The sequence below is a fragment of the Rhodococcus sp. 852002-51564_SCH6189132-a genome (assembly GCF_001665495.1).
GTDB lineage: Bacteria > Actinomycetota > Actinomycetes > Mycobacteriales > Mycobacteriaceae > Rhodococcus > Rhodococcus pyridinivorans.
The window spans coordinates 52297-72024 of the sequence record NZ_LZMJ01000055.1 but is presented as its reverse complement, the minus strand read 5'-3'; the positions used below and the strand labels follow the sequence as shown (position 1 = coordinate 72024).

Annotated in this window: 15 protein-coding genes; 9 read left to right on the top strand and 6 right to left on the bottom strand. The window is 69.1% G+C overall.

Translation table 11 applies throughout. The features are described from left to right. Positions 1-186: 186 nt before the first annotated feature. Positions 187-1899 (bottom strand): DEAD/DEAH box helicase, encoded by a 1713-nt coding sequence (locus tag A5767_RS13050; RefSeq protein ID WP_064852455.1) that lies wholly within the window; start codon positions 1897-1899, stop codon positions 187-189. 211 nt (positions 1900-2110) lie between these two features. Here A5767_RS13050 and A5767_RS13045 point away from each other — a divergent pair, with 211 nt between their 5' ends. Beyond that, positions 2111-3448, top strand: coding sequence for a YihY/virulence factor BrkB family protein (locus A5767_RS13045; RefSeq protein ID WP_039587049.1), 1338 nt, complete (start codon positions 2111-2113; stop codon positions 3446-3448). Here A5767_RS13045 and A5767_RS13040 read toward each other — a convergent pair. Next, entirely contained in the window at positions 3421-3657 is a 237-nt protein-coding gene (locus A5767_RS13040) for a DUF3039 domain-containing protein (RefSeq protein ID WP_064852454.1), read from the bottom strand. The genes A5767_RS13045 and A5767_RS13040 overlap by 28 nt on opposite strands. Before the next feature lie 73 nt (positions 3658-3730). Between A5767_RS13040 and A5767_RS13035 the strand changes: the two genes are divergently transcribed. From A5767_RS13035 to A5767_RS13025, 3 genes are all read left to right on the top strand, one after another. Then, the gene (locus tag A5767_RS13035) at positions 3731-4090 is read left to right on the top strand and encodes a DUF3099 domain-containing protein (protein ID WP_006551334.1); all 360 of its coding nucleotides are present in this window, start codon (positions 3731-3733) and stop codon (positions 4088-4090) included. 37 nt (positions 4091-4127) lie between these two features. Further along, entirely contained in the window at positions 4128-5606 is a 1479-nt protein-coding gene (locus A5767_RS13030; protein WP_064852460.1) for a DUF7782 domain-containing protein, read from the top strand. Positions 5607-5774: 168 nt separating this feature from the next. After that, complete coding sequence (locus A5767_RS13025; RefSeq protein ID WP_006551332.1) at positions 5775-6737, top strand: sigma-70 family RNA polymerase sigma factor; 963 nt, start codon at positions 5775-5777, stop codon at positions 6735-6737. 105 nt (positions 6738-6842) lie between these two features. On the opposite strand, the gene A5767_RS13020 is transcribed toward A5767_RS13025, so the two are convergent. Then, entirely contained in the window at positions 6843-9497 is a 2655-nt protein-coding gene (locus tag A5767_RS13020; RefSeq protein ID WP_064852459.1) for a bifunctional acetate--CoA ligase family protein/GNAT family N-acetyltransferase, read from the bottom strand. A gap of 106 nt (positions 9498-9603) precedes the next feature. After that, positions 9604-10875, bottom strand: a complete 1272-nt coding sequence (locus tag A5767_RS13015) for an acetoin utilization protein AcuC (RefSeq protein ID WP_006551331.1) — start codon at positions 10873-10875, stop codon at positions 9604-9606. Positions 10876-10979: 104 nt separating this feature from the next. On the opposite strand from A5767_RS13015, the gene A5767_RS13010 reads away from it, so the two are divergent. Next, positions 10980-11666: a metal-dependent transcriptional regulator gene (locus A5767_RS13010; protein ID WP_006551330.1), complete on the top strand. Its 687-nt coding sequence runs from the start codon at positions 10980-10982 to the stop codon at positions 11664-11666. 45 nt (positions 11667-11711) lie between these two features. Continuing rightward, positions 11712-12704 (top strand): UDP-glucose 4-epimerase GalE, encoded by a 993-nt coding sequence (gene galE / locus A5767_RS13005; protein ID WP_175427942.1) that lies wholly within the window; start codon positions 11712-11714, stop codon positions 12702-12704. A gap of 19 nt (positions 12705-12723) precedes the next feature. Here galE and A5767_RS13000 read toward each other — a convergent pair whose 3' ends face one another. After that, a complete protein-coding gene (locus A5767_RS13000; protein WP_006551328.1) occupies positions 12724-13860 on the bottom strand; it encodes a DUF4192 domain-containing protein in 1137 nt (378 codons plus the stop codon). Positions 13861-14029: 169 nt separating this feature from the next. Then, positions 14030-14770: a DUF5642 family protein gene (locus A5767_RS12995; protein WP_231913184.1), complete on the bottom strand. Its 741-nt coding sequence runs from the start codon at positions 14768-14770 to the stop codon at positions 14030-14032. Between the two features lie 147 nt (positions 14771-14917). Between A5767_RS12995 and A5767_RS12990 the strand changes: the two genes are divergently transcribed. From A5767_RS12990 to A5767_RS12980, 3 genes are all read left to right on the top strand, one after another. Next, complete coding sequence (locus A5767_RS12990) at positions 14918-15940, top strand: proteasome assembly chaperone family protein (protein ID WP_064852453.1); 1023 nt, start codon at positions 14918-14920, stop codon at positions 15938-15940. 174 nt (positions 15941-16114) lie between these two features. Further along, positions 16115-17152 carry an alpha/beta fold hydrolase gene (locus A5767_RS12985; RefSeq protein WP_064852452.1) on the top strand — a complete coding sequence of 346 codons (1038 nt, stop codon included), beginning with the start codon at positions 16115-16117 and terminating at the stop codon, positions 17150-17152. A 67-nt stretch (positions 17153-17219) separates the two neighbouring features. Then, the gene (locus A5767_RS12980) at positions 17220-19724 is read left to right on the top strand and encodes a DEAD/DEAH box helicase (RefSeq protein WP_006551324.1); all 2505 of its coding nucleotides are present in this window, start codon (positions 17220-17222) and stop codon (positions 19722-19724) included. The last annotated feature ends 4 nt before the right edge of the window (positions 19725-19728 follow it).

The window sequence follows — 19728 nt, the reverse complement described above, 5'->3', positions numbered from 1 at the left end:
GGGGGGCCGGGGGGGGGGGGGGCCCCGGGGGGGGCGGCCCCCCCCCCACCCCCGCCCCGCGGGTCCGTCGCGCGTGTTTTTTTGCGCGCCCTCCCCCCGCCCCCCCCCGGGGGGGGGCCCCCCCGTTCGGTCGGGTCTCGGAACCGTGGTTCCGGACGGCGGATCACACGGTGGCGTCGGACTCGCTCACGATCGTCGCTCCGAGTTCACGGAGGCGGTCGCCATCGCCGTCGGCGGACCACCGCACTGGCGACGCAGTTCGCCGTGGATCACCCCGTGCGGCTTCCTGGTCCGGTGGTGCACGACCGCGACGAGCGAGTTGAGTTCGCGACGGAGCTGGGCGAGGGTGTCGGCGGTCTCGACACGCTCGGTCACCTGGGGCGGCGGCGTGGGTGCCGGTTCGGCCTTCGGCTTGTTCAGCTGCTGTTCCTGACGCTGACGCAGCAGCGCCCGCATCTGTTCCGCGTCGAGCAGACCCGGGAGCCCCAGATAATCGGCCTCCTCGTCGGAACCCGCGAATGTCGCGGTGCCGAACGAGGATCCGTCGTAGATGACCTGATCGAGCTCGGCGTCCGCCCCGAGCGAGTGGTAGGCCTTCTCGTCCTCGCCGGGCTCGTCCTTGCGCCGGTTCGCGTCGGCGAGCAGCTCGTCGTCGAAGCCCTCCTTGACCCGGTGCGGCTTGCCGAGGACGTGGTCGCGCTGGGCCTCGAGCTGGCTGGCGAGCTCGAGCAGCACCGGCACGGACGGCAGGAAGACACTGGCCGTCTCCCCCTTGCGGCGCGACCGCACGAAGCGGCCGATGGCCTGCGCGAAGAACAACGGGGTCGAGGCGCTGGTCGCGTACACACCCACCGCCAGTCGCGGGACGTCGACGCCCTCGGACACCATGCGCACGGCGACCATCCACCTCTGGTTGCCCTCGCTGAACTGCGAGATGCGGTCGGAGGCGGTGGGATCGTCCGAGAGCACCACGGTCGGCATCTCGCCGGTGATCGACTCGAGGATCTTCGCGTACGCACGCGCGGTGGTCTGGTCGGTGGCGATGACGAGCCCACCGGCGTCCGGCATGCCGCCGGCACGCAGCTGCTGCAGACGGGTGTTCGCCGCCCCCAGCACCGCAGGAATCCAGTCGCCTTGGGGATCGAGGGCCGTCCGCCACGCCCGGGCCGTCTGCTCGGCGCTGAGAGGCTCTCCCAGTCGCGCGGTGAACTCCTCCCCCGCACTCGTGCGCCAGCGCGCCTCGCCCGAGTACGCGAGGAATACGACGGGGCGCACGACGCCGTCGGCGAGTGCGTCGGCGTAGCCGTAGGCGTGGTCGGCCTTGGACTGCAGCAGACCGTCCTCGTTCGGTTCGTAGCTCACGAACGGGATCGCACTGTCGTCGCTGCGGAAGGGTGTACCGGTCAGTGCCAGACGGCGGGTCGCGTCCCCGAACGCCTCGAGAATGCCCTCACCCCAGCTCTTCGCGTCGCCACCGTGGTGGATCTCGTCGAGGATCACCAGGGTGCGACGCGCCTCCGTGCGCACACGGTGCTTGAACGGGTGCGAGGCGATCTGCGCGTAGGTGACCACGACGCCCTGGTAGTCGCTCGATGTCTGCCCGGTGGAGTTCGTGAAGTTCGAGTCGAGCGCGATGCCGATGCGGGCCGCGGCACCCGCCCACTGGTGCTTGAGGTGCTCCGTGGGGGCGACCACCGTGATCTGGTCGACCGTCCGGTCGCGCAGCAGCTCCGACGCCACCCGGAGGGCGAAGGTCGTCTTACCGGCGCCGGGGGTCGCGACGGCGAGGAAGTCGCGCGGCTTCGTCGCGAGGTACTTGGTGAGGGCGCGGCGCTGCCAGGCACGTAGCTGGGCCACAGGGGCGGAGGTCGTAGCTTGTCCGACGGTTTCGGTGCTCACCGGTTTCTCGTGCTCCTTGTCCGCTTCGCTCGGGTCGGTGCCACCGCACTCGTCCGGGCGCCGACCGTCATGCAGCCTATCGTCTCGGAGCCCGCGAACCCGCCGAAGCCGCGGCGTCGGCGGGTTCTCCGAGGACTGCGTGGCAGAATTCGAGAGGCCCTCACCTGCCTGTGCGCGCACGCGAGCGTGTCTTCAGGAATTCTGGAAGTAGATGAACGACACACCACGATCCCCCGCACAGGCACCCTCCGGCCGCGTTCGCCGCGCGGTCGGAAAGGGCTGGAAGGTCGTGACGCACACCCTGTCGTCGGCCTGGGACCACTCGATCTTCAGCAAGGCGGCGACCGCGGCCTTCTGGCAGACCCTCTCACTGCCGCCCCTGTTGCTCGGTCTGCTCGGCAGTCTCGGTTACGTCGGTGGCTGGTTCGGTCCCGACACGGTGGAGATCATCACGTCGAAGACCGTCACCTTCCTCCGCTCGGTCTTCAGCGACAGCGTGGTCGACCAGATCATCGAACCCACGGTCGAGGACGTCCTCCGTCGGGGTCGCGCCGACGTGATGTCGTTGGGCTTCGTGTTGTCGCTGTGGGCAGGATCGTCGGCGATCTCGACGTTCGTGGATTCGATCGTCGAAGCGCACCACCAGCAGGACCATCGCCACCCGGTGTGGCAGCGGATCTTCGGGCTGCTCCTCTACGTGATCTTCCTGATCCTGGCGGTGTTCACGATGCCGCTCGTAGCGCTCGGACCCACTCTGATCGGCCGGTTGCTGCCCGACGCCTGGTTCGATGTCGGCTCACGGATCATCGACACCTTCTACTTCCCCGCGGTGGGTCTGCTCCTACTGATCGGTCTGACGACCCTGTACAAGGTGGCGCTGCCGAAGTCACTGCCGTGGCACCGACTGCTCGGTGGCGCGGTGCTGGCCGGGGTGTTCTTCCTCGCGTCGAGCGTGATCCTGCGGTGGTACCTGACGTGGGTCGCGGCCACGGGCTACACCTACGGTGCGCTCGCCGCCCCGATCGCGTTCCTGTTGTTCACGTTCTTCCTGGGGTTCGCCGTGGTCCTCGGAGCGGAGTTCAACGCCACGGTGCAACAGTTCTGGCCGGCGCGCGCCACGCGTCTGGAGCAGTGGCGGATCTGGCTCGCGGAGCAGTCGGCCCGTGATCCGTCGCCCGACAGCGGACCGGTGACGAACCTCACCCGCCGGTTGACGAGCTCCACGACCATCCGGCTGTCGGACCTGATCCGGCCCGGGGATCGCCAACCCGAGTCGTGGCCGATCGACGGGAAACCCGTCGAGTCGGATGCGGCGCCGGACGATCGGCCTGCCCCCCACGACGACACTGCCCCCCACGACGACACTGCCTCGCACGACGACAAGGCCGGGGGATCCGAAGTTCCCCCGGCCCAGACCGAACTGTTGACGGTGGAGGCAGTATCACCGTCTTCGCCGGCAGCAAGACCGTCGCCGGAATCACCCGACGCCGCGGCGGACGACGAGGTATTCCACCAGGTGTCTCAGTCGCCCTTGCGCAAACCGTCGTAGACTTTCTTGCATTCGGGGCACACCGGCGAGCCGGGCTTCGGCGACCGGGTCACCGGAAAGACCTCACCGCACAGCGCGACCACATGGGTACCCATGACCGCACTCTCGGCGATCTTGTTCTTCTTCACGTAGTGGAAGAACTTCGGAATGTCGTCGTCGGTCGTTTCGTCGGTGGTGGTATCCGGCCGTTCCTTGATATCCGTGCTCACGTGTCCATGATGCCGCACGGAAGGGCCGGATGTGTATGTGCGTGCGACGGCCCGGCGTGGGAAGGTGGAAGACATGGCGAGAACTCACGGTTTCGGCGGATCCCCCGAGAACGGATCGCCCGACAACCCGGTTCTGATCACCGCGGCGGAGGCGTCGCTCGAGGATCAGCACCGAGCACGGGTTCGCAAGTACCTCACCATCATGTCGGTCCGCATCCCAGCCCTGCTGCTGGCGGCGATCGCGTACGGCGTATGGGCCAATCCCTGGATCTCGATGGCGATCATCGGGGTGTCGATCCCGCTGCCGTGGATCGCCGTCCTCATCGCCAACGACCGGCCGCCGCGCCGCAAGGACGAACCGAGCCGCTGGGACGGCCGCTTCGACGATGCCCCGGCGATCGAGTCGTCCCGCCACCATGTGATCGACGGCTGACAGGGACCCCGGACGGGACGCTTGCGAGAATGTCGTGGTGGACCGCGACCTTCTCCTGTCTCTCTGCCCGGCTCTGCGCACCGCATTGATCCGGTGCCGCTACGACCTCGACACCGTCCGGGAACTGCTCGGCCCCGAGGCGCACGCCGCCCTCGGGCGTAGCGAACCCGTCCCTGCTCGGCGCATCGCGCGCGGTGCGGGCGATCTCGGCGTGCTCGTGCGGCTGTTCCTCCTCCAGGACACCTGCCCCGAGGACGAGGTCGCGCAGGCTCTCGCTCCGGTGACGACGGAGCAGGCCGTGCAGGCGGGACTCGTCGAACGCGACGGCGACGGCGTGCGGGCCGCTCTCGACCTGCGGCCCCTCGACGCCGGGACCGGCAGCCGCTGGGTGCTGTCCGATCTCGACGGCTCGATCCGGCCCGTCCCGACCCGCCCCGATCACGTCCTCGGCGTCGGTCAGGCCTCCCTGTCGCTGCTGCAGGCCACCCCGACCGATCGGGTCGGTTCGGTGCTCGATCTCGGCACCGGTTGCGGGGTGCAGGCGATCCGCGCCGCGGACCACGCGGACGAGGTCACCGCGACCGACATCAACCCCCGCTGCCTGACCCTGGCCGCCGCGAGCGCCGCGTTGAACGAGATCGACATCGATCTTCTCGAGGGGTCGTGGTTCGAGCCGGTCGCCGGCCGGACCTTCGACCGCATCGTCGCGAATCCACCGTTCGTGGTGAGCGCCGGACGTGTCGAGCACAGCTACCGCGATTCCGGTCTCGATCTCGACGGCGCCAGCCGGCTCATGATCTCGCAGGCCGCCGAACACCTGAATCCCGGCGGCACCGCCGCGATGCTCGCGTCCTGGGTGCACGTCGAGGGCGAGGACTGGCGGACCCGCGTCGCATCGTGGCTGCCGTCACACGGCGTCGACGCCTGGATCGTGCAGCGCGATGTCGCCGATCCGGCCCTCTACGTCGGGACGTGGCTGCGAGACGGTGACGCCGATCAACGCGAGCCGGAGGTCGCGGTGCGCGCCGAGCAGTGGCTCGACCACTTCGAGGAGCAGGGCGTCGAGGGCGTCGGGTTCGGGTTCGTCTACCTGCGCCGCACCGACCTGCCGTCCGATGTGATGGCCGAGGACCTGCGGCACGCGTTCACCGACGCGCTGGGCGACGAGGCGATCGACTACTTCCGGCGCCTCGACTGGCTGCGTACACACGAGGTGCTCGACGCCCGTTTCGCGGTGCGGCCCGACACGGCCCTCGAGCGGGTGCACCTGCCCGGCGAGGACGGGTGGGACCAGGTGGTCGTGCGGGTGCACCGCAGTGGCGGTCCGGCCTGGCAGCACGAGGTGGACGACCTCGCGGCCGCCCTGCTCGGCGGCATGCGCGCCGACGGTCTTCCGCTCGGGGATCTCGTGTCGCTGCTCGCGGCCGCGCACGGCGAGGACGAGGACGACCTCCTCACGCAATCGGTGGGCCTCGTGCACGGCTTGGTGCGGCACGGGCTGATCGAGCCCGTCTGACCCCCTCCGGGGCGTTCCTGAGGTTCCACGATTCGGTTCTCTCAGCAACTTCTCAGGAGCTCATCGGGTTAGTGCAGGTCAGCGCGGTGGTACTCCGAGACCGACGGGAACTCCACCGCTTCGCCGGTCGTTGAACCCTGTGAGACACCACCGATGAGGAGGCACGTCATGGCACGCCCCGAAACCACCGCTCGCTTCGATTCCGACCTGGACGGTCAGAGCCCCGCAGCCGATCTCGTTCGCGTCTACCTGAACGGCATCGGACGGACCGCTCTGCTCACCGCAGCCGACGAGGTGGAATTGGCCAAGCGGATCGAGGCCGGCCTGTATGCCAAGCACCTGCTCGAGACGAAGAAGCGTCTGTCGGCGGCGAAGAAGCGCGACCTCGCGATCATCGTCCGCGAAGGACAGGCCGCTCGCAGCCACCTGCTCGAGGCGAACCTGCGCCTCGTCGTCTCGCTGGCGAAGCGTTACACCGGACGCGGTATGCCCCTGCTGGACCTCATCCAGGAGGGCAACCTCGGCCTGATCCGCGCGATGGAGAAGTTCGACTACGCGAAGGGCTTCAAGTTCTCGACCTACGCGACGTGGTGGATCCGTCAGGCCATCACCCGCGGAATGGCCGACCAGAGCCGCACGATCCGGCTCCCCGTCCACCTCGTCGAACAGGTCAACAAGCTCGCCCGCATCAAGCGTGAGCTGCACCAGCAGCTCGGCCGCGAGGCGACCGACGAGGAACTCGCCAACGAGTCGGGTATCCCCGTCGAGAAGATCGCCGACCTGCTCGACCACAGCCGCGACCCGGTGAGCCTCGACATGCCCGTCGGCAACGACGAGGAGGCCCCGCTGGGCGACTTCATCGAGGACGCCGAGGCGACGTCCGCCGAGACCGCCGTCATCGCCGGACTCCTGCACAGCGACGTCCGCAGCGTCCTCGCGACGCTCGACGAGCGCGAACAGCAGGTCATCCGGCTGCGCTACGGCCTCGACGACGGCCAGCCCCGCACCCTCGATCAGATCGGCAAGCTCTTCGGGCTGTCCCGTGAACGTGTCCGGCAGATCGAACGCGAAGTGATGGTCAAGCTCCGCGAAGGAGACCGCGCCGAGCGCCTTCGCGCCTACGCCAGCTGACCGGGCGCGTCAGCGGTATCCGATCCCCGAGAACCGGGCTGGGTTCTCGGGGATCGTTGCCGTTCGGGTGCCTTCTCCGGCAGGTGTTCGGCCGCCGGACTGCCGTCAGCGCAGACGGCGCGGTCCGAGATCGAGCGGGTGCGGTTCGGGCCCGATCCGCACGTGCGCGTCGGTGAGTTCGGCTCCCACCACCGAGGCCAAGACCGGTTCGCACACCAGTTCGCGCACCTCGGGCAGGTCGTCGGCGAGCGCCGAGATCCTCTGGACGAAGTCGACGAGTGCCGGCTTGTTCACCGGTGCGGCATTGCGATAGCCCGAGAGCAACGGCGCCGCCTTCGGCGCGTCGATCAACTCGACCGCCTCGTCCTCCGTGAGCGGAAGAACCCGGTAGGCGCGGTCGCCGAGCAGGTCGGAGATCACACCGGCGAGACCGAACGAGATGAGCGAACCGAACGACGGGTCGTCCTGCACACGGATCGCGCAACCGATGCCCTTGTGGGCCATCCGCTGCACGTGCATCAACGGCTCCCCCGACACCGCGGCCAGGTCGCAATAGGCGATCCGTACCGAATCGGCGTCGACGAGATCGAGCCGGACCCCGGTCAGATCGGGCCGGTGCCGCCACTGCGCACCGGTGGCCTTGACCGCCACGGGGAAGCCGATCTCGTCCGCCGCCGCGACCGCCTCCTCCTCGGTGGTGACGGCGCGGAAGTCCGCGACCTCGACTCCGTAGCAGGACAGCAGCAGGGCCGCCTCGGTATCCGACAGGTAGCGACCCTCGGGAGTCGTCTCGAGCCAGCTGTCCACGAGCGCACGGGCGCGCTCGGGATCGATGCCCGCCGGTCGCACGACCTGCGAGGGCGGACGACTGCGCCATTTCGCGTACCGCCACGCCCGCCCCAGGGCGAGCGCCGCTCGTTCCGGACCGGGATAGGACGGCACGGATCCGCGGGTCGGGTTGCCGTCCGGTCCGCGCACGGCCAGGACGTCGGGGATACCCTCGGTCGCCAGGAAGGTCGTGACCACCGGCTTCTCCGACCCGGCGACGGCGTCGCGCAGGGCCTGCGCGTAGGGCTGGACGTCGACGGCGACCGGCGGGACGAAGACCGCGATCACCGAGTCGACATCGGGTGAGTCGAGCGCCCGGGCGACGGCTTCGGCGAATTCCTCGGGCGACGCCTGCGCGCCGAGATCCACCGCGTCCGGTGCCTGCAGACCCTGGCCGCGGGCGGCGTCGACGGCGAGCAGACCCAGGGCGGTGGAGTTGCCGACCACGGCGACGCGGGGACCCGCGGGCAGCGGCTGGTAACCGAACAGCAGGGCCGAGTCGAAGAGCTGGCCGATGGACTCGACCTGGACGACACCGGCCTGCTCGAACAGGTATCGCACGATGGTGTCGTCCATCTCCCCCGTCCGGGCGGCGAGCGCCGGCGGCACCGCGTGGCGGCCGCTCTTGACGGCGACGATCGGTTTGCTGCGCGCCACCCGCCGCGCGATGCGCGAGAACTTGCGCGGGTTGCCGAAACTCTCCAGATACAGCAGCACCACTTCGGTGGCAGGATCGGTGTCCCAGTACTGCAGCAGGTCGTTGCCGGACAGGTCGGCGCGGTTGCCGGCCGAGACGAAGGACGACAGTCCGACACCCGTCTTGGCGGCCTCGTCGAGGATCGCGATGCCGAGGGCGCCGGACTGGCAGAAGAAACCGACGTTGCCGGACGCCGGGAGCACGGGCGCGAGGGTCGCGTTGAGTCGGATGGCGGGATCGTTGTTGGCGACACCGAGAGCATTCGGCCCGATGAGTCGCATACCGTGCGACCGCGCGGCCAGCGTGAGCCGCCGCTCGGCGTCGCGACCCTCCGGTCCGGTCTCGCCGAAACCGGACGAGACGACGAGCAGGGCCTTGACACCCTTCGCGAGACAGTCGTCGAGCACCGAGTCGATCGATTCGGCGGGGACGGCGGCGACCGCGAGATCGATCTCATCGGGGATGTCGCGGACGGTCGGGTAGGCGCGGACACCTCGGACGGACCGGTGTTCGGCGTTGACCGGGTAGACCGGCCCGGTGAACCCGCTGCGCAGCATGTTCACCAGCACGGCGTTGCCCACCTTGCGGCTGTCGGTGGAGGCACCGATGACGGCGACACTGCCGGGACCGAGGATGTTGCGCACGCTGCGCGCCTCGGCGGCGCGTTCGCGGGCGTTGCGGACCGAGACGAGGGCTTCGGTGGGGTCGATCGCGAACTCGAGCCGGACGACTCCCCCTTCGAAGCTGCGGCTGACCTGGTAGCCGGCTTCCCGGAAGACCGTGATCATGTGCCGGTTCTCGGCGAGGACCTCGGCGACGAAGGTGTGCAGTCCGTTCTCGGCGGCCGCGCCGGCGAGATGTTCGAGCAGGATCGGACCGAGACCGCGTCCCTGGTGAGCGTCGGCGACGGTGAAGGCCACCTCGGCGGAGAGACCGTCGCCCTCGTGCGAGAGTCCCTCGTACCGCCCGACGGCGATGATCTCGTCGCCGAGCACCGCGACGAACGCCACCCGGGACTTGTGGTCGACGACCGTGAAGTTGAACAGGTCCTTCTTCGAGATCGTCGGGTACGGACCGAAGTACCGCAGATAGCGGGTGCGTTCGGACAGTTTGCTGTGAAAGGCGACGATCGCGTCAGCGTCCTCGGGGACGATCGGCCGCAGGTGTACGACACCGCCGTCCGAGGCCAGCACGTCGGCGACCCAGTGCCGCGGATAGTGGCGGGCGCGCGCCAGCGCCGCCTCGCGCGCGGGGTCGGTCTCCCCTGTCGTCCCGGCACCCTGCGCGGGGGCCGCGCCCGTCGCAGACGCGGAGTCCGGTGCCGCCGAGGGATTCTGCCGGTCAGTCACGGGGGTCCTCCGGGTCCAGGCCGAGCAGCGGGAAGGCCGCCCGCCTCGTGGCGATGATCGCCGAATCGATGCGGGTCAGTGCGCGGTCCAGGGACGCGATCCCCGTTTCCGGTGTGCCACCGGGACCGTCCCACGGCAGGTACGAGACGTCGGAGCCCTCCCCCATGACCGTGGGCAGTTCGACGCTCGGCGCGAGAGCGCCGACGCGCTCGCTCCAGTCCGCCGGAACCGGGGTGCTCAGGTCGATCTCGCGGTCCAGCGCCGCGGCGATCAGGTGGGTCCACGCGCGCGGCACCACCCGCACGAGGCCGTAACCGCCGCCGCCCACGGCGAGCCAGCGACCCTCGCAGTAGCGGTCGGCGAGATCGCGCATCGCGAGATACGACGCGCGCTGGCCGTCGACGGTCAGGGAGAGATCGGCCAGAGGGTCCTCGCGGTGGCTGTCGGCACCGCACTGACTGATGAGGATCTGGGGGCGGAACGCCGCGACCGCGCCCGGCACGACGGCATGGAAGGCGCGCAACCACAACGCGTCCACGGTGCCCGGCAGTACGGGCAGATTGATCGCGGTGCCCTCGGCCGGACCCGAACCGACCTCGCTGGACCACCCGGTGTTGGGCCACAGCGTCGCGGGATGCTGGTGCAGGGAGATGGTCAGGACGCGGGGATCGCCGAGGAAGGCGTGCTGCACACCGTCGCCGTGGTGGGCGTCGACGTCGATGTAGGCGATGCGGTCGTAGCCGTGGTCGAGCAGCCACGAGATCGCGATGGCGGCGTCGTTGTAGACGCAGAACCCGGCGGCCCAGTCGGCCATCGCGTGGTGCATGCCGCCCCCGATGCTCACCGCACGGCGGGCCCGGCCGCTCGCGATCTCGCGTGCGGCCGCGAGGGTTCCCCCGGCGAGCGTCGCGCTGGCCTCGTGCATACGGGGGAAGATCGGGTTGTCCTCGGTGCCGAGACCGTGGGGTGCGTCGGCCGGGGGTGCCGCTCCCTCCGGAGCGGAACCCGCGCGCTTGACCGCGTCGACGTAGGACGAGGTGTGGATGCGCAGCAGATCGGTGTCGTCCGCAGGGGACGGGCGGACCGTCTCGACGCCTTCGAGGAGACCGAGACTGCGGGACAGCGCCATCGTGAGATCGAGACGCGTGGGGTTCATCGGATGTGTCGGACCCCACCGGTAGTCGAGGTAGTCGGGGCTCCACACCACTATCCGATCGCCGCTCAGCTGTGTCGTACCGCCCGCCGCGGTGGAGCTCGTGGTCATGGACACAGACGCTACTGGTCCACCCACGGACATGCGAGCCTCGGAGGGCGCCCCCACCGTCCTGTTCGCACGGTTAGAATCGGCCCAGACGAAGGGGTGTGAGAGTGAAGGACCTGGTCGATACAACGGAGATGTATCTCCGGACCATCTACGACTTGGAAGAGGAAGGCGTGGTGCCGCTGCGCGCGCGTATTGCCGAGCGCCTCGAACAGAGCGGACCGACGGTCAGCCAGACCGTGGCCCGCATGGAACGCGACGGCCTGCTCCGGGTCGCCGGCGACCGCCACCTGCAGCTCACCGAGAAGGGCCGCGATCTCGCGGTCTCGGTCATGCGCAAGCACCGGCTCGCGGAACGGCTTCTCGTGGACGTGATCGGTCTCGACTGGGAGAACGTGCACGCCGAGGCCTGCCGCTGGGAACACGTGATGAGCGAGGAGGTCGAGCGCCGTCTCGTGGAGGTGCTCAACAACCCGACCACCTCCCCCTACGGCAACCCCATTCCAGGACTGGCCCAGCTCGGCCTCGACCGCACGGCGGTCCTCGACGAGAAGCTGGTGCGGTTGACGGACATCCCGCACGGCAAGCCGACCGCGGTCGTGGTACGCCGGCTCGCGGAGTACGTCCAGTCCGACCCCGAGGTCATCGCGCGACTGCGTGAGGCCGGTGTGGTCCCGGACGCGCGGGTTACAGTCGAGACGCGACCGGGCTCGGTGTCCATCACCGTGGCCGGTCACGACAGCTTCGAGCTTTCCGACGAGATGGCCCACGCCGTGCAGGTGAAGCAGGTCTGACCCAGGCCCCTTTTCGCATGTCCGGTACGGGCGTGCGAAAAGGGGATGTCCAGCGTGAGACTTCTGGTGACCGGCGGCGCCGGCTATGTGGGCAGCGTGTGCACGACCGTGTTGCTCGAGCAGGGCCACGACGTCGTGGTCGTCGACGACCTGTCCACCGGGAACGCCGAAGCGGTGCCCACCGGTGCCGAGTTCGTCGAGGGCGACATCGCGGCCGTCGCCGACGAACTGCTCTCCGGATCCCGTTTCGACGGCGTCCTCCACTTCGGTGCACAGTCCCTCGTCGGCGAGTCGGTGGAGTTCCCCGAGAAGTACTGGCAAGGCAACGTGGTGACCACCCTGGCCCTGCTCGAGGCCGTCCGCCGCTCGGGTACCCCACGGTTGGTGTTCTCCTCCACCGCCGCGACCTACGGCGAACCCGACAGCGTGCCGATCACCGAGGACGCGCCCACCCGGCCGACCAACCCGTACGGTGCGTCGAAGCTCGCCATCGATCATGCGATCTCCTCGTACGCGCACGCTCACGGTCTCGCGGCGACGAGTCTGCGGTACTTCAACGTCGCGGGCGCCTACGGCGGTGCCGGGGAGAACCGGGTCGTCGAGACGCATCTGATCCCACTCGTGCTGCAGGTCGCTCTCGGTGTGCGCGATCACATCTCGGTCTTCGGCACCGACTGGCCGACCAAGGACGGCACCGCGGTGCGCGACTACATCCACGTCAAGGATCTCGCCGACGCCCACGTACTGGCACTGACGAAGTCCGAACCCGGCCGCCACGGCATCTACAACCTCGGCAGCGGAGAGGGCTTCACCGTCCGCGAGGTCATCTCGGCGTGCGAGCGAGTCACGGGCCTGCCGATCGCAGCGGTCGACGCGCCGCGCCGTGCCGGTGATCCGGCCGTGCTCATCGCCTCGAGCAGCCGCGCGATCTCCGAGCTCGGGTGGAACCCCCAGCACACCGATCTCGACGAGATCGTCTCCGATGCGTGGGAGTTCACCCGGTCTCTCGGCGACCGGCTGCACGCCGCTCGACGCTGATCGAGGACACGGCTCCGGTTCAGGACGGTTCGTCGCCGCGCGGCAGTTCGAGTCCCAGCCGCGCCGCGATCTCGTGTCCGGTCTCCGCGAGGCCACGGATCGACTCGGGACGCAGTCCCGCCTGCAGGGCCTGGTCGAGCAGATCCGAAAGCCGGTGGCGGGGATCGGATTCGAGGGCCGCTGCGAGCGCGACCCCGGCGAGCGGACCGTCGCCGCGCACGTAAGCGCCGAAGCCGACAAGCGCGGCGGCATCGGCCCGCTCGGGATCGGGCAGGGCCCGGGCGAGCTCGGTCCACAGACGCTCCGCCGGCCGTGCGAGCGGTCCGGTCGCAAGTCCCATGGCGGCGTCGCGCACCGTGCGGTTGGCGAGCAGGACGGCCAGCTCGGCGATGTCGGACGCGCTGGGATCCGTTCCGCCGGCGTACGTCTCGATGTGTGCGAGCACGGTTTCGAGTTCGAGACGGTCGGCGCGTTCGCCGCCGCCCTCGCGGGCACAGCGTTCGTACTCGCGGTCGCGGGTCTCGACGACCTCGTCGATATACCGCGCGACCTCCTGCCTCACCGCCGGCGGATACGGCGCGAGCAGTGCGGCGAGCTCGGTGCGGGAGCCGCGGATCGGGCTGCCCTCGAACACCCGGGCCACCGCGACCACCGAGGACCCGGGATCGGCCACGCTGCCGGTGATGTTCTGGCCGGGCACGAACCAGGTCGCTCCACCGGTGATCTCCGGTAGCGCGTACACCCCCGCCAGGTCGATGCCGACGGCGTCGAGATGGTCGGCGAAGTCGTCGACGAGCCTGCACACGTCGGCGATCACCGGATCGTGCCGGTCGATGAGATCGTCGTCCACGAGAACGGCCACCACAGATTCCGCGCCCTCGCGGGCACAGACGGCGCAGAAGCGCCGGAACGCCGCGCGCATGGGTTCCGGGACCGACTCTCCGGGCCGGGGCAGGACGAGGTCGTGTCGCATCACGGCGCCGATACTCGCCACCTTCCCGTTCGGGCGGGTCGGAGCGTCACCCGTCGGAGTCAGGCACATCACGACGATCGAACGCATCGGCGGGAAGCCCATGAGGGCGGGCAGGGCGGCGATCACGTCACCGACATCGGTGAGACGGAGGGGATGCGACGACGAAGGCGTGGAAGTTGTCATGCTCGAACCGTGGCCCATCGGCCCGAGCGGAAAGCGACTCCCGGGGTCGTTCCGCGGCCTTCTGGGGATGAACCGGCCGGCTGTGGACAACTCCGCGACCGGCATCGTCGACCCGTGCCGAACGGACGATCCCGTCGGTGAACGCTGTTAGGGTGCGCGCCCGGCCCCGTCAGGGGCGGGCGGCGAAGTCGACGGCCTCCCGGAACACGAGGTCGAGATTGTCGGCGTCGGGCGGCGCCGCGTCGAAGGACAGGTACGTGACCGTCACACGCACGTCCCCGATCTGCGCGATCCGCGCGGCCATCGACTGCGTCATGCCACCCGATCCCCTGCCGGAGTCGACCGTGCGGGTCAGGGCCAGCGTCTCGGCCCCGTCGACGGCTATGGCGGGATCGTCGCCGAGGACGGTCGAGACGGTCGAGGTGATCCCCCGCACGGTGGCGTCCACCTGCGAGCACTCGGTGAGATAGGTGCGGTACTCGCCGACGTCCGGAGCGGAACGGGTGACCTCGACACTGATCGTCGCGCGACTGGCGTTGTCGGTACCGACCACCATGGCGGTGCTCTCGGGGCCGTAATTCTGCGCGGGCGGCAGACATCCGCCCGGATCGACCTTCGAGCCGGGCTGGATCCCGGTCAGGTCGGGCGCTGCCTGCGCCACGGCCTCCGGTGGGAGGACCACCGCGACGTACGGTTCGGGAAAACGTTCGGGAGGAAGCACCAGCTCGCCCGGTGCCCGGACAATCGCGGGTGCAGGTGCAGGCGCGGTTCCCGTCAGGGCTGCCGGTTCGGGCCGGGGGTCGCCGGAGACGGTCTGGGAGCAGGCGGATGCGAGCATCAGGCACGCTGTCGCCACCGCGCTTCGGGCGGCCGATGCGCGGCGCCTCGGACGAGTGTCGCGTCGGGTCACCCGAACCTCCCTCGGTCGTCGACGTCGGGCAGGATGTGCGCCCCGGAATCGGTCGTCGTAGCGTCGATTAGACTCGAACACCACCATGCCACGTCGGGTGACCCCGGCGGAGATGCCGAGACGAAGTGTGATCGGAGTGGTTCGCAGATGGACGAACAGTCCCGCATGTACGAGCTGGAATTCCCGGCTCCGCAGCTCACCTCCCCGGAAGGTGAGGGGCCGGTCCTCGTGCACGGTCTCGAAGGTTTCGCCGACGCGGGACACGCGGTGCGCCTGGCGACCACGCACCTGCGCGAGAGTCTGGAGACCGAGCTCGTCGCGTCGTTCGCCGTCGACGAACTGATCGACTACCGGTCGCGTCGGCCGCTCATGACGTTCGAGGCCGACCACTTCTCGGACTACGCCGAGCCCGAACTGAACCTGTACGCGCTCATCGATGAGGCCGGCACCCCGTTCCTGCTGCTCGCGGGTGCCGAGCCGGATCTGAAGTGGGAGCGTTTCATCACCGCGGTGCGGTTGCTCGCCGAGCAGTTCGGGGTGCGGCGGACCATCGGACTCAACGCGATCCCCATGGCGATCCCGCACACCCGGCCGTTGGCGGTCACCGCGCACTCGACGAACAAGGACCTCATCGCGGGGCACCACCGTTGGTCGGGCGAGCTCCAGGTGCCCGCGGGAGTGTCGTCGCTGCTCGAATACCGCATGGGCCAGCACGGGCACGAGTCCGTAGGCTTCTCCGTGCACGTGCCGCACTATCTCGCCCAGACCGACTATCCGGCGGCCGCCGAGACGCTGCTGACGAACGTCGCAGAGGTCGGCGGCCTCGAGCTGTCTCTGCAGGCGCTCGGTGAGGCCGCGGCGCGGGTGCGGGAGCAGATCGACGAGCACATCGAGGACAATGCCGAGGTCCTCGGCGTGGTGCACGCGCTCGAGCGGCAATACGACAGCTACGTCGCCGCCCAGGAACAGCAGACCTCTCCCCTGCCGACCGACGAGAGTCTGCCGACGGGTGAGGAGATCGGGGCGGAGTTCGAGCGGTTCCTCGCCGAATACGACCGGCGCGGCGCCGGTCCCGGCGGCGATCTCCCCGGTCCGGACGACGGAGGAACCGGCGACGGCGGATTCGGCGAGTTCGACCCGGACGACGGGGACGATCCCGCTCCGCGTTGACACCACGGCGGGTTCGCCGGATGTTTCATGATCATCACAATCGTCGTTGTCGACGTCACATACAGACATGTACGCTTCGGCGACATGCCACAGTGGTAGTTGTGTCCGGTTCTCGGCCACGGGTCGGGCAGCCTGACTACCACCACGCGATCACCGACGTCGCAGGAGACGCTCATGGTTCCACCGCGCGCCCGGACGCTCCGCCCGGTTCCGGACAACGAACCCCGTATCGTGTTCCGCACGATCCACGGTTACCGACGCGCGTTCCGCCTGGCCGGAAGCGGTCCCGCACTGCTGCTCGTACACGGAATCGGTGACGACTCGTCGACCTGGCAGGACGTGATCCCGCACCTGGCGGAGAAGTACACCGTGATCGCCCCCGACCTGCTCGGGCACGGTCGATCCGACAAGCCGCGGGCCGACTACTCGGTGGCCGCCTACGCGAACGGTATGCGCGACCTGCTGTCGGTCCTCGGGATCGAATCGGTCACGGTGATCGGCCATTCGCTCGGCGGCGGGGTGGCGATGCAGTTCGCCTACCAGTTCCCGCACATGGTCGAGCGTCTGGTGCTCGTCGCGTCCGGCGGTGTCACCAAGGACGTCCATCTTGCCCTGCGGCTGATCTCGGTGCCGATCGTCAGCGACGCGCTGCGGGTCCTGCGACTGCCCGGGGCGATGCCCGTCCTGCGCGCTGCCGGCGCGATGCTGAACCGGGTCAACGGATCGCCACTGAGGCCCGGTGCCCTGCTGCACGACACCTCGGATCTGGTGCGCGTACTGGGGAACCTCCCCGACCCCACGGCCTACGAAGCGTATTTGCGCACGCTGCGCGCGGTGGTCGACTGGCGCGGTCAGGTGGTGACCATGCTCGACCGCTGTTATCTGACGGAGAACCTTCCCGTCCAGCTCATCTGGGGCGATCACGACAGCGTCATCCCCATCGCCCACGCCTATCTCGCGCATTCGGCCATGCCCGGTTCACGTCTCGAGATCTTCCGGGGCTCCGGCCACTTCCCGTTCCGCGACGACCCGCTGCGCTTCCTGCGGGTGGTCGAGAACTTCCTGGAGACCACCGCTCCCCTGGAGTTCGACCTCGACCGCTGGCGCCGGCTCCTCGTGTCGGGTGTGAGCGAGTCGCAGATCAGCGGTGGCCCGGAGACCCGCATGGCGGTGCTCGGCGCGATGGGTTCGGACGAGCGCAGCGCCACCTGACCTGCACTACACGCCGGGCCACGCGACCCGCGGCGGTGGGTCGGGTCCTTCCGACTAGCCTGGAGAAGTGCTGCTTCCCGATCTGATACCCGACCCCGTCGACGACGACGCGCTGTTCGACGCGTTCACCACCTGGACGACGGATCGTGGCATCTCGCTGTATCCGGCGCAGGAGGAAGCGCTCATGGAGCTCGTCGCCGGCTCCAACGTCATCCTCGCCACGCCCACCGGCTCGGGAAAGTCGATGGTAGCGCTCGGCGCGCACTTCTTCGCGCTCGCTGCCGGGAAGCGCACCTTCTACACCGCCCCGATCAAGGCGCTCGTGAGCGAGAAGTTCTTCGCCCTGTGTGACGTCTTCGGTGCCGACAAGGTCGGCATGATGACCGGCGACGCATCGGTCAACGCCGGAGCGCCGATCATCTGCGCGACCGCCGAGATCGTCGCGAATCTCGCGTTGCGTGAGGGACCGGACTCCGACATCGGCCAGGTCGTGATGGACGAGTTCCACTTCTACTCCGAACCCGACCGCGGGTGGGCGTGGCAGGTTCCGCTCATCGAGTTGCCGCACGCGCAGTTCCTGCTCATGTCCGCGACGCTCGGCGACGTGACCTTCCTACAGAAGGATCTGACCCGCCGCACCGGACGGCCGACGGTGGAGGTCTCGGGCTCCGAACGACCCGTCCCGTTGACCTTCTCGTACTCGCAGGCACCCATCGGTGAAGCGATCGAAGAACTCGTCACCACGCATCAGGCACCCGTCTACGTCGTGCACTTCACCCAGGCCGCGGCCCTCGAGCGCGCCCAGGCCCTGACCAGCGTGAACATGTGCACGAAGGCCGAGAAGGAGGCAATCGCCACCGCGCTGGGCGACTTCCGGTTCTCCACCGGCTTCGGCAAGACCCTCTCGCGTCTCGTCCGGCACGGTATCGGTGTGCACCATGCGGGCATGCTGCCGAAGTACCGGCGCCTGATCGAGAAGCTCGCGCAGGACGGGCTCCTGAAGGTCATCTGCGGAACCGACACGCTCGGCGTCGGCATCAACGTGCCGATCCGCACCGTGTTGCTCACGGGCCTGACGAAGTTCGACGGCACCCGCACCCGGCAGCTCAAGGCGCGCGAGTTCCACCAGATCGCCGGTCGCGCAGGCCGCGCGGGATACGACACGATGGGCACCGTCGTCGTACAGGCCCCCGAGCACGAGATCGAGAACGTCCGGGCCCTCGCCAAGGCCGGGGACGACCCGAAGAAGCGCCGGAAGGTGCAGCGTAAGAAGGCACCCGAAGGGTTCGTCTCGTGGGGTGAGGGCACCTTCGACAAGCTGATCGCGGCGTCACCCGAACCGCTGCAGTCGCGGTTCTCGGTGAGCAACTCGATGCTGCTCAACGTCATTGCGCGACCGGGCAACTGCTTCGACGCGATGCGGCATCTGCTCGAGGACAACCACGAACCCCGTCCGGCGCAGCGCAAGCACATCCTCAAGGCGATCTCGCTGTACCGGGGCCTGCTCCAAGCGGGTGTGGTGCAGCAACTCGACGAGCCCGACGAGTTCGGGCGCCGGGCCCGCCTCACCGTCGACCTGCAACGCGACTTCGCGCTCAACCAGCCGCTGTCGCCGTTCGCCCTCGCAGCGATCGAACTGCTCGACGTCGACTCCCCCACCTACGCGCTCGATGTGGTGTCGGTCATCGAATCGACCCTCGACGATCCCCGTCAGGTGCTCATGGCGCAGCAGCATGCCGCACGCGGTGAGGCCGTCGCACAGATGAAGGCCGACGGCATCGAGTACGACGAGCGGATGGAACTGCTCGAGGAGATCACCTGGCCCAAGCCGCTGGTGGAGCTGCTCGAGCCGGCCTTCGAGACGTACCGGGGTGGGCATCCCTGGGTGTCGGAGTTCCCCCTGTCCCCGAAGTCGGTGGTGCGCGACATGATCGAGCGCAGCATGACCTTCTCCGAGATGGTCTCGCACTACGGCCTGGCCCGCTCCGAGGGGCTGGTCCTGCGCTATCTCGCCGACGCCTACCGCGCGCTGCGGCAGACGGTGCCGGACGCCGCGCGCACGGAGGAACTCGAGGACATCATCGAGTGGCTCGGCGAGCTGATCCGGCAGGTCGACTCATCGTTGCTCGACGAGTGGGAGTCCCTCACCCATCCCGGGGTGGAATCCGACGACCAGCAGATCGCGTTCGGCGTCGACTCCCCTCGCCCGTTGTCCGCGAACGTCCGCGCGTTCAAGGTCATGGTCCGCAACGCGATGTTCAAGCGGGTCGAACTGGCCTCGCGTCGACGCTGGGACGAACTCGCGGCCCTCGGCGACGGTCTCGACGCCGAGGACTGGGAAGACCTGCTCGAGCTGTACTTCGACGAGTACGACGAGATCGGTACCGGCCCCGACGCGCGTGGACCGCTGCTGTTCACCGTCGAGATGGGTCCCGAGTTGTGGCGGGTGCGTCAGACCCTGCACGATCCGCAGGGCGATCACGGCTGGGCGTTGATCGGCGAGGTGAACCTCCGCGAGTCCGATGCGGCCGGTGAAGTGGTGTTCGACGAGTTCGAGATCGTCGAGGGCTGATCGT